The sequence below is a fragment of the Haloferax litoreum genome, assembly GCF_009674605.1.
Classification (GTDB): Archaea; Halobacteriota; Halobacteria; order Halobacteriales; family Haloferacaceae; genus Haloferax; species Haloferax litoreum.
Window position 1 is genome coordinate 2781661 of record NZ_WKJO01000001.1, and the last position, 15292, is coordinate 2796952.

A 15292-nucleotide genomic window follows, 5' to 3' on the forward strand; every position below is an offset into this window, starting at 1 on the left:
GTTTACACCCTCGCCATATCGAACGGCAGTCCTTCGGTGCCGTCGCGGTAGTAGTCCTCGATGAGTTCGTTCACTTCGTGGTACCCGAGGACGTTCTCCTGTATCGCACGACGGATGAGTTCCGCCCGGAACTTGATGTCCTCGTAAATTTTCCGCGTGTCGTCGTACCCGAGGAGGGTCGCGACTTTCTGTTCCATGATGAACGAGTTGTTCATCCCCTGGAAGACGATGTCGTCGTTGACCGGGTCCCAGTAGAATACCTCGCGGGTGACGACGCCGCCCATCTCTTTCGAGTACCCCTCTATCTCTTGGACACTCGTCACCCGCCGGAGGATGTCGTTTCCGCGCTTGACCCGGTTCTGGAACAGCGCGATGTCACAGTTCGACATGAACGTCTCGGGGACGTTGATGGGGTCACCGGTGAAACGCTGAATCATCGACACGATGTCGGATGCGTGGAACGTGAGCATGACGGGGTGGCCGGTCTGTGCGGCCTGGAAGGCCATCCGACCCTCTTCACCACGAACCTCCCCGACGATGATGTAGTCGGGACGAGAACGGAGTGCTGCGGCGACCAGGTCGAACATGTCGACTTCGGAGTCTGACCCACGGCCCTCACGCGTGAGGAGTTGCTGCCACGTGTCGTGCGGCGGCAACACCTCGGCAGTGTCCTCTGCAGTGTAAATCTTCGAGTCCTGCGGGATGAACGAGAGGATGGCGTTGAGCGTCGTGGTCTTCCCCGACGCCGTCTCGCCGACGACGAACACCGTCCGTTCGTTCTCCAGTGCAATCCAGAGGTACGCCGAGAGTTCGGGCGAGAGCGTCCCCCACTTCGTAATCTGGAGGATGGAGAGTGGAACGTCGTCACCCTGACGAATCGTAAGCGACGACCCTTTCAGCGACACGTCGTCGGAGTAGATGATGTTGATACGTGACCCGTCGGGGAGCGTCGAGTCCACGATGGGGTGTGCGTCGGAGACAGGGTCACCGATACGCTCACCCATGTTGCGAAGCCAGTTGTCGAACTGCTCGGTGCTGTCGAACTCGACACTGGTCTCGAGTAAGCCGAACGTCCCGTGGTCGACGTCGACCTGGTTGGGACCAATCACGTGAATGTCCTCGTTCTCCGGGTCGCGCATGATGGGTTCGAGTGGCCCGAGTCCCACGATGTCGCGGACGAGTCGGTACTCGATTTTGTCGTACGTGACCTGCGGAACCTCGATACCGACCACGTCGAGTCGTTTCGCCACCGACCCGAGTGGACCGTTATCCTCGCCTTCGATGTGGACGATCTCTTCGAGGAGTTCGCCGATGCGCTCTTCGTAGTCGGCGCTCTCTTCGGGTGCCGGCTTCGAGACACTGCGTTCGAGCAGTTTGTCTTTGACCCGCGCGAACACTTCGAGTTCGTCTTCGTCCATCTCCGGTTCGATGACGTAGTACTTGGTCGTCTCACCGAAGTTACCGTAGATTTGGCAGAACACGGGCCCACCGAGGTGGTAGATGATGTTCGGACGCCGCGACTCGTAGTCGCCGGGGTCTTCGACGAGCATCGGGAACTCACCCGTGATCTGACGGAAGCGCTTGAGGTGGTCCCGGAGGTGGGGCCACTTCATAGCGAGGCGTTTGAGGTCGTCCGAGAGTCTGGCAGAGCCGTGTTCGGTCGCCATCTATGCCACACTCCTGGACTCGATGACGAGCCCGATTCCCGACCGCACCGAGAACCCGACGCGGTCACCGACCTGCTGGCCCATCCCCGCGAACCGCTTCACGAAGATGTTCCGGCGAACGTCGTTCCCGACTTCGACCATCTCCAGTTCGAAGTACACGTCGGCGATAGACCGGAACGGCCCGATAGAACCCTCGTCGACCGACGACGGGTCGACGGTGAGGATGATGGTCTTGCCTTTCGTCGTCAACTCGCGGAAGAACGAGATGATTTCGAGGGCCGCCTGTCGTTCTTCGTTCTGCCGAACCAGCGCTTCGAACTGCGGGTCGTTGCGGAGGATGGCGTCGAACGTATCGATGATGATGACGTCTGCGTCCCAGAGCGTCTCTGCGTCCATCAGACGGCGGAGGAGTTGCTTGCGCTCCTGTTGGCCGCCGGAGAGCGCACCACTACTGTCGATTTCGGCCTGTAAGAACAGGATTTCCTCGTTCAGCAGGTGCTTGACGACGTCGTAGGACAACGAGTGCATCTGGTCGAGGAAGCCACGGACGCCCAACTCCGTCGAGACGAGCGTCACGACGGTGTCTTCCTGGCAGAAGCCGTAGCTAAATCGCTGTGACAGCACGCTCTTTCCGGCACCGTAGTCCCCTTCGATGAGGACGATGGCGCCTTTCGGCATGCCGCCACCTAGTTCCTTTTCGAGACGGTCGTGCCCGGATAATCCGAGAGAGAATTGACTGCTCATGGTACGTAGAATTCGAACACCTCCTCGTCACCGTCGACGACGACGTTCAGTCGGTGGTCGGCGGATTGCGTGAGGGTGAGGTTGGTTATCTCCAGTTCAACGACGTTGCTTGGACGCCACTCCGTGCCGTCCACGACGCTCACGGCCACGTCAGACTGGGAGCGGTACTGTGAATCGACGATGACATCGAACCCGCCACTCGTCGCTGGGAGCGTCCGCAACCCGGTGTTTTTGACGTACACGGTCAGCGTGCCGCTACCGGTATCGTAGACGCTGCTCTCGGGGTCGCTGATGATTTCGATGTCCGTTCGGATTTCCGTACTCACGTCACCGCCACGCTCGTCTACCGAGCTACTGATTCCAGTCACCGTATCGATGAGCACACCGGCGACACCTGCCGCGACGACGATGCTGGCGATGAACAAGATGAGGCTCGGAACGGAGATGTCTGCCATCTAGTTCACTCCCTCCGTCGAGGCGATGCCAGAACCGGTGACGATTTTCACACGGGAGGGTGAACTGGGCGAGGACACTGTTATGGAAAGGTTTCCACCGGGGTGCCACAAGTTTGTCGACTCCACTCCGTCCACAGTCGTGTTGGCCGACGGCGTGGCCGTGTAGGTGTTGTTGACGAGTAACGTCGTCTCGTCGACTGCGAGCGTCTGTGCACCGGTGTTCGTGACGTTCACGGTGAGGGTCGAGTTCCCGGAATCGTACGTCGCGTTCGTGATGGAAATATCAGTGTTCTTTCGTTCGAGGGCCAACTCTGCGTCTGCGTCTTGGGCCTCGACCAAGTTCTCTGCAGCGTGAGACGTCGCTGTGTAGAGCGTCCCCGTCGCGATGAGGACGCCCAGGAAGATAATCGCGGTCGAACCGCTAACACCGAATCCCATCGATTTCCCCTCCGTAGGCGACGAGCTCTTCGAACAGACGCCCCGCAGGAACGCCTTCCGCGAGTCGGCTGACGTACGCGAGGCTCGTCTGGTGGTCCTCGATGCGAAGTTCGGTGTCTTCTTCGCTGTCCATCGCTGCTGCGATTTGCCCGACGTGGGCGTTCAGTTCGTTCTCGACGTGGCGCGAAATCCACTCCTGTTCGCGGTACTGCCGGAGTGCACGAGAGGCACCGAGTGCACCGCCGACCGAGACGAGGTGCTCGGCCCACTCGAGGACGAGCACTTCGGAGACGTAACTCGCAGGCAACTGCGTGAGGTACGCGTTCGACTCGACCACGACTGGCTCGAAGGGTTCTTCGACAGATTCGGTCGGTTCGTCGATGGTCGCCGACGCGTCGGAGTCGTCTTCCTCGTCGGATTCCGTAAGTTCCTCTTTGGCCATCGCCGCGGAGGCGTACTCGGCTTCCAGTTCGTCGAGAGTCTTTTCCAAGTCGTCCGATTCGTCCTCGGGTTCGTCCGTGACTTCTTCGACCTGTTCGTCGAGTTCGCCAGCGTCGTCTGCCGGGTCGTCTTCGAGTTCGTCGAGCGTGTCTTCGGCGAGTGCAGGTTCTTCGAGTTCGGCCGCTTCTTCGGCTTCTTCGGCCGCTTCTTCTTCTTCCTCGTCGTCCCAACCACCGGACTCTTCGTACTCTTGTTTGAGGTCGTCGAAGCTCGCGCCACCGGCGGTTCCGGCGTCCGAGTCGTCGTCCTCGTCAGTTTCTTCGCTGAAGTCATCGTCCAGTGCTTCCGCAGGGCTCTGACGCTCTGCATCGGTGAGTTCGTCTTCGGCGGCGAGTTCTGCTTCTTTCTCGCCAGTCTCGGCGTCGAGTTCGCCGAAATCGTCGTCGAAGAACGTCTCGGCCTCCGCGTTCGCGACCTCGGGGTCGAGGTGCTCTTCGTCTTCTGCTTCTGCCTCGAAGAGACCGAACGAGCCACCACCGTCGAGGCCGCCCATCTCGCGGGCGTCGTCGACGAACGGGTTGATACCGCGGGTGACCATCTCGTAGATGTCGAGGAGTTTTCGAATGGTGTCTTCGAGTTCCTCGACGGTTTCGCCTATCTGTTTGTTCTCTTCGCGGACGGTGTTCATCCCTGACGAGATGGCGCTCACTTCGTTCTCGAGTTCTCCTACGCGGTCCTCGAGTTCTGCGAGTTCCTCGTTGTTTCCGCCGTCGAATCCGCCGAAGTCGTCGTCGTCGAATCCATCGTCGAGGTCGTCGCCGAAGTCACCAAACTCGTCGGAGAGGTCGTCTATACCCTCCTCGAAGCCAAGTCCATCGTCTGATGACATATGTTGTTCTTTTGTTTCAGCTTCGTCCCCGGCGTCGGCCGTCTTCGAATCGTCTGTCTGTTCCATCTTGCTCGGAGGAGACAGCCCACACCACGTGTGGGGTGCCTCGCCCGCGCGACTGCCTGTCACCCGCCTGGTCGTCGGACGGGCCGGGGAGGTCCAACAGACCCGGGGGAGCAGGTAACATTACTGCAAGGTACGTAAGTCGATACAAGAAAGTTCCCGTCCCGTTATCAGACGAGATATTCGGGGTGAAGAGAATTTTACCTACTCAGACGCATAATAAAAGTCTGACGTAGGCCTAGCGCCGGTGAGAAGAATTATCCGGCGGGGGAACAGATGGACGTTCGACAGTCAACACTCGTCTCACTCAAACTATGACAGAACTAGTCAAGACCGGTGTCGAAGGGCTCGATTCGATCCTGAACGGTGGTATCGTGAAGGACGCCGCAGTACTCATCAGCGGCAACCCAGGGACAGGAAAGAGTATTCTTGGGTTGCAGTACCTCTACAACGGCGTCGACCAGTTCGACGAAGGTGGGTTGTACCTGACGTTCGAAGAGGCTGAAGACGACATCCGGCAAGCGGCGGAATCTATCGGGTTCGACCGCTGGCACGAGTACGTCGAATCCGGCCAGATCAAAGTCTACGACAAGCGGACGCTCCTTCGTGACGGCGACTTCTCCTCGACGCTCGACCGCATCCTCGACGACCTCCAAGACACCAGCTACGACCGACTCGTCCTCGACTCGCTCACGATGTTCCAACTCTTCTTCGACGACGAGAAGGAACAACGACAGTATCTCCTGAAGTTCATCGACATCCTGAAAGACAGCGGCCTCACGTCGCTGCTGACGACAGAACAGTCCGCAATCTTCCCGGAGACGGACATCGGCCTCGAGAACTTCCTCACCGACGGGAACATCTACCTCATCCAGAGTCCTGCCGGCGCGACGAGCAACCGGTACATCTGGGTGGCCAAGATGCGCAAACAGAGCATCAAGAACTCGATGTTCCCACTGGAGATTGCACACGGTGGAATCAAGATATACGAGCAAGCGGCGGGCTTCTCGATGGTCGGCGAATCGCCGCCGTGGTTCGGCGAAGAGACCGAATAACCGGACGACCGTTTTTCGCTACCGACGACTTCCCTTCTTAGTCGACCTCCCGAATTCTCTCCGTCGACGAACGCATGGTCCAGTGACGAGTCACGAGACGCGGCGTGTCCTTCAGCAGAGCGCTGTCAGGCGCGATTCAGCAGTCGTGTTGACGCTCTCGGCACTTCCTGTCAGCCCTCGTCGAAACCTGTCGACACTCGTTGCGATGCGTAGCCGACAGAGCGCGTCCGCTCACCGGTCAGCGTCAAGAAAATGAAAACGTTGGAAACCGAAGTTACAGTTCGACCGGTTCGCCTTGTTTCTTTCCGGCGAGCTGCTGCGGCATCGTCAGGATGACCTGCGTCGTACCACCGGTGCGGGAGGTAATCTCGAGGGTGACCTGTTCACCGGTCGAGAGACCACCAGCAAGGTCGGTGTTACCGTCCTCGATGGCCGACGGGGCGATGAGGACTTCGTAGCGGTCGTTCATGCTGTTGAGCACACCGAACGACGTGTCGTCGTCCGTGACTTCGACGAGACCGAACTCGTCTTGGTCAGGGGTCTGGGCCGCCGTACCATCACCGTCGCCCGTCGTCTGGTTCGTCAGCGTGACGACGTTGTCCCCGCTGAGGTACTTGATAGACGTCTCGTTCATGTCCACAGCGTCGGACCCTGCTGCGAGACGGACCGTCATGGTGATGTTGTCGATGTCGTCTTCAGCGCCGACCGTCCCGTGCGTGTTGAGGACTTCGACGCGGTTCGTGACCTTGTTCACAGATTGCTGTCCAGCGTCCTCGGCGGTGGCCTGCAAGAAGCCAGCCGTGTTCACGAGGACACCCGCTGCGATTGCAGCGACCAGGACCATCGCGATGAAGACGATGAGCGTACCGATACCGACCTGACCGCGGTCGTCGTTAGTGAGTTTGTTGAACATTGGTTTCTCCAGTTATAGTGCGATTGGGTCGTTGTTGTCCTTGCCCGCGAGCTGCTGGGGCATCGTCAGGATGACCTGCGTCGTGCCACCGTTTCGGCTCGTGATGTCGAGCTTGACCGTCTCACCCGTGGCCGTGCCGTTGACAGTGGCGCCTTCGACGACGGACGTGTTGATGATGAGTTCCGCGCGGTCAGACTGTTCGTTGAGGACTTCGAACGAACCGTCAGAGTCTTCGAGGACACCAGCGGTGAAGTTCTGACCCGTGGTCAGGTTCGTTGGGTCCGCCTGGTCGTTCGCGTCGTTCGTGTCGTTGTACGTCAGCGTCTCCGCGGTCGTTCCGCTGAGGTATTTGACAGTGGTGTCTTCGAGTGAGACACTACCGGAACCTGCAGCGAGGCGAACGGTGAGGTAAATCTGGTCGACTTTCCGTTCTTCACCGGTCTTGTTCACGAGACCGTGTGCGTTGACGACGTCGACGCGGTTCGTGACCTTGTTCACAGATTCCTGTCCAGCGTCCTCGGCGGTGGCCTGCAAGAAGCCAGCCGTGTTAACGAGGACGCCCGCCGCGATTGCGGCGACCAAAACCATCGCAATGAAGACGATGAGGGTCCCGATACCGACCTGACCCCGGTCTTCAGTTATGTTTTCGAACATGGGTTGTCGTGGGGGCCCCACTCTGGCGAGCGGCGACCTTCGACTGTTCACTTGAGCAGGGTGTACATAACGGTACGGACCTCAATATCAAGACTGATACTGGTGGACTGTTGCGTGATTACAGATAATACTTCGCGCCCACACGCGAGAGTAAGCACGTCGATAGCTCAGAAAACGGAGAAGAAAGATACGGAGCCGAGGAGCGTCAGTCTTGAGCGATTTTGCGCCAGACGTCGTCGAGTTTGTTCTTGACTTCTGGCCGCTCGGTCACACTCACAGTGTAGTCGTCACTTTCGAAGCGGACGACAATTTCGTCTACTTCTCGCCGGTAGACGTTCGTCCGGCGGTGTTCGTCGGAGAGGACGCGGTCGTGAAGTTCGAGAAGCCCGGCAGCCGTCAGTTCCTCGATTCGGCGATAACAGGTTGCGATGGGGATATCCAGCATCTCACTGAACTCCTGTGCCGAATGAGGTTCGTCGGCGGCACGGAGGATGTCAGGGTTGTATTCGTTTCCCAAGGCGGAAAGTGTCCTGTCAGACTCCATAGATGGATTTGCATCGGTACGCACGGCTTGTTAATATGTTGGTTACCGAGTTGCCACATTCTCAGTTGTAGTATTGGATACACGAATTCAGTTCGGTGTGGGGACGATGGTATTATATGTCGCCACTCCGAGCATCTGGCGATGGACGACGAGCGTCCAAGGCGTCGACAACGTGAGCAAGGCGTGGTCGACACTGACGACCTCGATATCAGCCACGACGAGCGTGTCGCCCAGATAGAATCGGGACGGTACGTCATCACGACCGGTGGTGACAAACCACCGAGTCGGGAACAACTCGCCACCGACGACGCTGACGATGAGACGAACGACCAGCAGACAGGTGACGGCAGTCCCGACGGCGACGGCGACGACGCTGCACAATCCGACCAGACCTCGGACCGTCCGGAAGTAGTCCTCCCTCGCGACCCCCGAAAACGCGCGATTCTCGCTCGCCGACTCCTCACCGAACGAGTTGGGTCGATTAAAGCAGACCACGCGTTGGTCGCCACGGCACTCGTCGATGGGAACGTGGAACGACACGAGAGTGTCTCCGACGACGTGACCGACGTCTTCCACTCGATGATGAGTTGGTACGCAAACGCAGTCGGGAGCGGTGAAACGCCTCCCGACGAGGTACTTGGAATCTTGCTCCTCGCTTCCGAAGTTCAGGTCACGTATCCGAGTCGAGCGATTGCAGCACTCGCTGCCTCGTACGGACTCGACCGCACCGACTCCATCGGCAACCTACTCGACGTGATAGAAGACGACGGTGCGTCGTTCCCGCCGCGCGGAAGTCGGTAGTCACGTCCGTCCGTGACCGACCGGCCCGTTCGACGCTCTACCGCCCGACTCATCTGGGTCCACAGTGGAACCACGACCACAACTCGTATCAGCCTTGATAATGGGGTGGAAGGCTTTATAGTCTGATTTTTGGAAATCTGGAAGTATGGCAAGCAAGGTACTGGTCGTGGACGACTCTGCGTTCATGCGGAACCTCCTCAAACAACTCTTAGAGGGCGAACACGAAGTCGTCGGCGAGGCAGAGAATGGCGTCGAGGCGGTCGAACTCTACCGAGAACTCGACCCGGACGTCGTCACGATGGACGTCGTCATGCCGATTCGAAACGGCATCGAAGCCACGTCAGAAATCAAGTCGCAAGACCCGGGTGCGTCTGTCATCATGTGCACCTCCGTGGGTCAGGAAGAAAAGATGCGAGAGGCCGTCGAGGCCGGTGCGGACGGATACATTACGAAGCCGTTCCAGAAGCCGAACGTCCTCCAGGCCATCGCCGACGTAATTCAGGCCGAGGCATGAACCTCGACGTACGGTCGCTTCGCACGTTCAGCCGACTCGCCCACTCGGGCGCCGAGAAGGCCGCAGGGTCGTTGACCACCCTCGCCGGCATCGATACGTACGTCAACGTCACGAAGGTCGAACTCGGCACGAAGGCGGACGTCGAAAACGAATTCGCCGAGCGAGACTTGGTCAGTGTCAACATCGGATTCAGCGGTGGATTAGATGGGCGCACGATATTGGCCTTCTCACCCGAGTCTGCCGAACGGTTAGTCGACGCACTGGTGCCCGGGATGGACCCGACGAGCGGCGACGGCGAACTCGCCGCGAGCAGTCTGAAGGAAGTCGCCAACATCATGCTCGGTGGGTTCATCGACGGGTGGGCCGACTACCTCGACACGTCTATCGATATCACGACGCCAACGTACGTCGACGAAGACAGCGGCGGTCCACTCGAAGAAGTCGAGACCGACGGGTTCGAACACCAAGACGACGAGCGAATCCTCGTCTTCCGCAACCAACTCGAAGCGGCAGACGACGCGATTGGATTCGACCTCTACATGGTCCCGACGTCACAGTCGATTGGAACCATCGTCGAGGCCAGTGGTGACGACGGTGCACTCCCCGTCGAGTCGTTCGCCGCGTTCTCCGAGATGATTTGTGACGGAGCGAATCAGGCCTCAGACGACATCACCGCGATGACGGGCATCGACACTGCGGTGGAGGTCAGTCGCCTGAGTTTCGTTCCGATAGAAGGTGTTCCGATGTCGCTGACGGACGGCGTCCGCCGCGGTGTCGTCTTGGAGTTCACCGGGACGCCGAGCGGATACATCGCTATCCTCTTCGACGAACCCTCCGCCGAGAACATCGCGAGTTCGCTCCTTCCGGGCATGGAAGCAGACGAGGCGATGCGGCAGAGCGCTATTCAGGAGATTGGGAACATCGTCACGTCGGGATTCCTCGATGGGTGGGCGAACGCGTTGGAGACGACCATCGAGATCTCACCACCGAGGCACGTCCACGACATCGGGTCAGCAATCGTCGACCCGTTGGCGACAGACCTCGCCCAGTCACAAGAGTACGCGTTCCTCATCGACTCGACCATCCGGACAGACGACGACGAGTTCACGTGCGACATCTACGCACTCCCGGACGAGAACGAGTTGCGGAAGGCTCTCGAACAACTCTCCCCGGCGGCCTAATCTGGCCCCGGACGCACCCCAGTAATGCAAGTTTACACTACGGACACACCCACGTCGACGTCTGGCAGAATCAAAGTCGGAATCGCCGATTACGCCGTCGACAGCGACGGGGGGTCCCTGACGACGAGTGGTCTTGGGTCTTGTATCGGCGTCGCACTCTACGACCCCGACTCGGGCGTCTCTGGACTCGCCCACGCGATGCTTCCAGAAGCGGACCCGAGCGGTGACCCGGCGAAGTTCGCAGACACTGGAATCCAGTCGTTGCTCTCGGAGATGAAAGACGCCGGCGCCGACCCGACCCGAGTCGTCGCGAAACTCGCCGGGGGGAGCACGATGTTCGACTTCACTTCGGCCAACGGCGGGGCGAGTATCGGAGACCGAAACGTCGAGTCGGCACGAAAGACGCTGGAACGACTCGGCATCGACATCGTGGCCATGGACGTCGGCGGTGACCACGGCCGGTCGTTAGAACTCGACACGTCGACCGGCGACCTGCGTGTTCGGAGCGCGAAGGCGGGCGACCAAATTCTCTGACCTGCAGTTCTTTCGGTGTCGACGCAGTCCTATTCGACTCTACTGCGCTCTCGATATCAACGCTGATAACAGCTCGGGTAGATTTATGTCGCCTGCTTCGAATTCTCTCACCGAAACGGTACGATGCTCGCGTGTGACATCTCGAGTAGCGTTCTGCGCTACCCAACCCAAGTCGGGGGACTTGGGGGACGTCGTACCGTCCCGAACACGAGGTGACCTATGTACCTGGACCCGGACGACTACGACCCAGACGAAATTCGACGCATCGCCCGCGATTCGCCGCAACAGCGACGGAACGGTGACTCTCGGTTCGAAGACCGGAGTCCGTTCCGCTTCAACAACCCGTTGTTCGACCGGAGTCGGGAACCCGCATCGGAGGCGCTTCGGTCGAGCCAACTCGAGCAACTGCTCGTCCACCAATCACGTGGTGACGACGACGACGGTATCGAAAAGCCGTACCTCCGGTCACTTCCCGACAAGTACGGTGCCGAACGCGTCGTCTTCGATTGGCTCGAGTTCCTCGTCCTCAAGGGAGGGTTCAAGCGGGCGATGGACGCCCTCCGGTACTATCAGACGGTCGGATGGCTCACCTCTGACGTCGAAGAGACGCTTCGAGACTACTTACTCGGGTTCTCCGCGGAAGTCGAAGAGGCGACAGACCTCGACGTCGACGACCACCTGCTGAGCCTCGTCTACGTCGCGCGCCTGTCGTCGATGGTGTAACGACGGTTCCGGTCCCGGTATCGGTCTCTCCTTGTGACAAACGAGCTAAACTGCTATGATTGACCACTTCGACATATCCTTCCACGTCCCACACAGGTGGTAACGAATGACAAACAACGCCGTCGACTCGGACGTGCCAGATAGTATGGCCGACTCCGCAGCCTCAACCGTTGACTCCGCAGCCTCAACCGTTGACTCCGCAGCCGCAACCGCCGACGACAGCGCCACGACACCGACGCCAATCGGCGTCAAACTCGGAAGCGCGAGGACCGTCTTCGTCTACGCCGACGAGGATGGTGACCCGGAGACGGTGCAGACCCGTTCGTGTCTCGCAGTCCCCGAGAACTCGAACCAGTTCTACTACGGTGAAGACGCCGAAGCGAAGTACCCGGACAAGACGATGTACTTCCTCGACGGCGGCGTTCCCGGTGACGCCGAGCGAGCGGAACTGACAGAGCGGTTCTTCACAGAACTCTGTGAGGCTCACGACCTGCCGGCGGACAGTGCCGTCGTGTTCGCGATTCCCGCAGTCGACGACGACTGTGGTCTCGCCAACTTCAACACCATGGTCGACGCGAGCGACATCGGTGACGCGGTCACCCGCGGGTTCCCCGAGTCACTCTGTGGGTCGATTCCAGCGGTCGGTGACGACCTCTCGGCCATCGACCAGATATTCGCCGCCATCAACCTCGGCGCGACCACGCTCGAAGCGTCCGGGTACAGACACGGCGAACGACTCGCGCCGTTCTCGACTGCCGCCGCAACCGGAAACGACGTCGACCAGGCTATCGTGGACGCCATCGACGACGAGACGGACGGCCGGGTGGAACTCGCCCGAACCACCGCCCGCGAGTACAAAGAGACGTACGCCGACTTCGACTCGTTCGAACCCTTCACCGACGTGTTCGACCACCCCGAGGAGGGCGAACAGGAGTTCACCGTCGAACGTGGGCTGATGGGGCCACTCGACGCCTACCTCGACGACGTCGTCGACGAACTCACGACCGGGTTCTTCTCGCGACTCGCGACCCAGCACATGCGGTCGTACCAACTGTCGGTCACCCGACCGCTCGTCGTCACTGGTGGGATGGCCTGCATCCCCGGCCTCGCCGACGAACTGGCGAGTCGATTGAGTGAGGAACTCGATAGAGACGTGACGGCAGTCACCGCAGACCACCCCGAAGTCGCCGCTGCCGAAGGTGCCTACCGTCTCGCAGAACGACTCGCCGCCACTCGCTGAGCGACTTCTCTCTCGCCGTCAGGTACGTTCTCGAAGAACGGGTTCCCTAGTCTCTGGCTCGCGGCGTCAGTCGGTCTGTGTCTCCACGGACGCCTGCTCAGTGTTCGTCACCGCTTTGTCCCACCGTTGAAGTCGAACGATTGCGACGGTCCCTCTGGGCTGGTTCTCAGCGAACTGTAGACGGCCGTTCGAGCGGTCGATAATCCAGTGGACCAACCACAGGCCGAGGCCGCTTATGTGCTGGAGTGGCGTCTCCGTCCCCGATTCGAGGACCGTCAACTCGGCGTCGGGAATCCCCGGACCGTTGTCGGTGATGTGAATCTCGACGAAGTCTTCGGTGACGGCAGACGATTCGATGGTGACGCTGACTTCGGGAAGGATTCGGTCGTTGTGTTCGAGCGCGTTGTCGATGAGATTCTTGAGTGCCGATTCGACCAGGTCGTCGGCGTAGACCCACTGCTCGTCGGGGAGGTCACGGTGGATAATCGCTCGTGGATAATCGGACTCGATGTCGTCGAGTTGTGTCTCGATTCGGTCGACGATTTCGACCGGCGTGAGGCCGTCAGATTCCCGGTCGAGGGTGGTGTCGATTTGTCGGGTCTGCTCTCCGAGTTCCACGAGTGACCGTGCTTTGCGCTTTATCGTCCGCGCGTGGTCTTTCGACTCGGCGGGGATGCGTTCGTCGAGCAGGAGGTCTGCGTGGCCGAGGATGACGTTCATGTCGTTTCGCAGGTCGTGGCGCAACACACGGTTGAGGACTCTGAGTCGTTGTTCGTACCGGTAGCGGTTGGTCACGTCACGAGAGTTCAGGACGATACCACCGACTGCGGGGTCGTCGAGGAGGTTGACCCCGACTGTCTCGAAGCGACGCCACGTGCCGTTGTTGTGTCGAATCCTGAACTCGGCCCGGACGGGACCGTCACCGTGGATAGCCTCGTTCAACCGACTCATTACCATCTCTCTATCTTCTGGGTGGACGAGGCCTTCGACGTGTTCTCCGACGAGCGATTCTGGAGTGTAGCCGAGTACGTCGCCCATCGACGGACTCGTGTACTTGCGGATGCCCGACTCGTCGAGGACCGTGATGACGTCCCGAGAGTTCTCGATGAGTGCGCGGAACTCTTCTTCGGTCCGCCGACGGTCGGTCACGTCGTGGAAGACGAGCAGTTGGGCACGGTTCTCGGTCTGTTCTCCGACGGGTCCGCACCTGACCTCGAAGTATCGCTGTTCGTCCTCGGACTCGACAGTCGTCTCGACGCGGTCACGGCCTTCGAGGACTGCTCGCACTTCCGACGGTCGGCGAGTGACGTCGAGGACGGGTCGACCGATACACTCTGAGACGGGGTGTTCGAGGAGTGCCGACGCAGCACCGTTCGACTCGACGACCCTATCGTGGTCGTCGAGGACGATGACTGCGTCCCGCATCTCCGAGAGGATGGCGTTCCGAGCGATGGGCGTGATGTCGAACAGTCGGTACCGAAGTAACGCCCAGAGGACGAGTACAGAACTGACGCCGAACGAGATGGGCGTCGGGTCGAGCGGAGCGACGGGCCGCCAAAACAGCGTCGTTGCGAAGGTTCCAATCGGGATTGCACCCATCGCGGTGAGCAGTCCTGCCTGTCGTTTGTGGACACCGGTACTCGCGAGTGCCGTCTTCGCGAGGATACTCAGGCCTGCGGTCGAGACACCGGCCGTGTAGACGACGTGGAGGATGAACAGCGGACTTCCACCGACTGAGAGACTCTCGGCGAACCCTGTTTGGAGAAGCATCGGTGAGACGAAGAGGCCGTGAAAGTGGTTCGTCAGCGTGAGGGCAATCGCGACCGCCGGTTCGACAGAGAGGAGGGAAACGGTCCGCCGCGTGAGGTTCTGTGCCTCACCGGCGTAGACGATGGTGAAGACCAGCCACGAACTCGGAACGAGCGTGGCACTCGCCCACGCGACTTCGACGTACAGCCGTGCTGCACTCGGTGACGAGGCGAGGAGAGAGAAACCGTACGCAGTCGCCCAGATAGCCGCCGAGAGTGAGAGAATCGCGAACGGTAACCGAACGCGACGAGAGTAGAGTCGAAACCGCCCCAGGACGACGACCGAGACCACACCTGCGAGGATGCCTGCAGCGAACAGGGCATACACGTATGGTGACAGTCCGAGGTTGGTCATGAGTGGGGTGTGGAACACATCTGTAACTCTCGTCCGTTCAGTCATCTCCGATGAATATCACATCGGTGCGACAGTACACGTGACTCGTGTCCGTGACTTAAGCAGTTCGTCCCAGATATCGATTCTGATACTACTCGTCCGAGAACTACACTCGCTATTTACGCAGAGAGAATTTCGCTATCGAGAGAGTGTCTCGTGACTCCTCACACAGTTATCGATAGTTAAACTACTCACTCACGAAGGGTCGCCTTCGCATTCTTGTCTATTAACCTA

17 protein-coding genes are annotated in these 15292 nt (G+C 59.7%); 7 read left to right on the top strand and 10 right to left on the bottom strand.

What is annotated here, in order from left to right:
- Nucleotides 1–2: 2 nt before the first annotated feature.
- Genes GJR96_RS14350 through GJR96_RS14375 form a run of 6 tightly spaced genes read right to left on the bottom strand, consistent with a single transcriptional unit; the run spans nt 3 to nt 4821 of the window.
- Complete coding sequence (locus GJR96_RS14350) at nt 3–1667, bottom strand: type II/IV secretion system ATPase subunit (protein WP_151163555.1); 1665 nt, start codon at nt 1665–1667, stop codon at nt 3–5.
- Nucleotides 1668–2411, bottom strand: a complete 744-nt coding sequence (locus GJR96_RS14355; protein ID WP_151163556.1) for an ATPase domain-containing protein — start codon at nt 2409–2411, stop codon at nt 1668–1670.
- Nucleotides 2408–2866, bottom strand: a complete 459-nt coding sequence (locus tag GJR96_RS14360) for a CARDB domain-containing protein (protein ID WP_151163557.1) — start codon at nt 2864–2866, stop codon at nt 2408–2410. Before GJR96_RS14360 ends, GJR96_RS14355 begins: the two co-directional genes overlap by 4 nt.
- Nucleotides 2867–3304: a fla cluster protein FlaF gene (locus GJR96_RS14365; RefSeq protein WP_151163558.1), complete on the bottom strand. Its 438-nt coding sequence runs from the start codon at nt 3302–3304 to the stop codon at nt 2867–2869.
- Entirely contained in the window at nt 3288–4718 is a 1431-nt protein-coding gene (locus GJR96_RS14370; protein WP_394349496.1) for a flagella accessory protein C, read from the bottom strand. The genes GJR96_RS14365 and GJR96_RS14370 overlap by 17 nt, the downstream gene beginning before the upstream one ends.
- Nucleotides 4651–4821, bottom strand: coding sequence for a hypothetical protein (locus tag GJR96_RS14375; RefSeq protein WP_154326238.1), 171 nt, complete (start codon nt 4819–4821; stop codon nt 4651–4653). Before GJR96_RS14375 ends, GJR96_RS14370 begins: the two co-directional genes overlap by 68 nt.
- A 190-nt stretch (nt 4822–5011) precedes the next feature.
- Between GJR96_RS14375 and GJR96_RS14380 the strand changes: the two genes are divergently transcribed.
- A complete protein-coding gene (locus tag GJR96_RS14380) occupies nt 5012–5752 on the top strand; it encodes an RAD55 family ATPase (protein ID WP_058573644.1) in 741 nt (246 codons plus the stop codon).
- A 274-nt stretch (nt 5753–6026) separates the two neighbouring features.
- Here GJR96_RS14380 and GJR96_RS14385 read toward each other — a convergent pair whose 3' ends face one another.
- From GJR96_RS14385 to GJR96_RS14395, 3 genes are all read right to left on the bottom strand, one after another.
- Nucleotides 6027–6665: an archaellin/type IV pilin N-terminal domain-containing protein gene (locus GJR96_RS14385; RefSeq protein WP_151163560.1), complete on the bottom strand. Its 639-nt coding sequence runs from the start codon at nt 6663–6665 to the stop codon at nt 6027–6029.
- Nucleotides 6666–6677: 12 nt separating this feature from the next.
- Nucleotides 6678–7319, bottom strand: coding sequence for a flagellin A1 (gene flgA1, locus GJR96_RS14390; RefSeq protein WP_151163561.1), 642 nt, complete (start codon nt 7317–7319; stop codon nt 6678–6680).
- A 205-nt stretch (nt 7320–7524) separates the two neighbouring features.
- Complete coding sequence (locus GJR96_RS14395) at nt 7525–7863, bottom strand: ArsR/SmtB family transcription factor (protein ID WP_058573641.1); 339 nt, start codon at nt 7861–7863, stop codon at nt 7525–7527.
- 141 nt (nt 7864–8004) lie between these two features.
- Here GJR96_RS14395 and GJR96_RS14400 point away from each other — a divergent pair, with 141 nt between their 5' ends.
- The 6 genes from GJR96_RS14400 to GJR96_RS14425 all read left to right on the top strand — a co-directional run bounded on the left by GJR96_RS14400 (nt 8005) and on the right by GJR96_RS14425 (nt 12856).
- Complete coding sequence (locus tag GJR96_RS14400) at nt 8005–8664, top strand: DUF7500 family protein (protein ID WP_151163562.1); 660 nt, start codon at nt 8005–8007, stop codon at nt 8662–8664.
- Between the two features lie 145 nt (nt 8665–8809).
- Entirely contained in the window at nt 8810–9178 is a 369-nt protein-coding gene (gene cheY / locus GJR96_RS14405) for a chemotaxis protein CheY (protein ID WP_151163563.1), read from the top strand.
- Entirely contained in the window at nt 9175–10359 is a 1185-nt protein-coding gene (locus tag GJR96_RS14410; RefSeq protein WP_151163564.1) for a chemotaxis protein CheC, read from the top strand. Before cheY ends, GJR96_RS14410 begins: the two co-directional genes overlap by 4 nt.
- Nucleotides 10360–10383: 24 nt before the next feature.
- Nucleotides 10384–10893 (top strand): chemotaxis protein CheD, encoded by a 510-nt coding sequence (locus GJR96_RS14415; protein WP_151163565.1) that lies wholly within the window; start codon nt 10384–10386, stop codon nt 10891–10893.
- A gap of 219 nt (nt 10894–11112) precedes the next feature.
- Entirely contained in the window at nt 11113–11616 is a 504-nt protein-coding gene (locus tag GJR96_RS14420) for a FlaD/FlaE family flagellar protein (protein WP_058573636.1), read from the top strand.
- Between the two features lie 145 nt (nt 11617–11761).
- Nucleotides 11762–12856, top strand: coding sequence for a hypothetical protein (locus tag GJR96_RS14425; RefSeq protein ID WP_151164065.1), 1095 nt, complete (start codon nt 11762–11764; stop codon nt 12854–12856).
- Nucleotides 12857–12922: 66 nt separating this feature from the next.
- Here the strand turns inward: GJR96_RS14425 and GJR96_RS14430 are convergent, their stop codons facing one another.
- Entirely contained in the window at nt 12923–15019 is a 2097-nt protein-coding gene (locus GJR96_RS14430) for a histidine kinase N-terminal 7TM domain-containing protein (protein ID WP_151164066.1), read from the bottom strand.
- Nucleotides 15020–15292 lie beyond the last annotated feature (273 nt).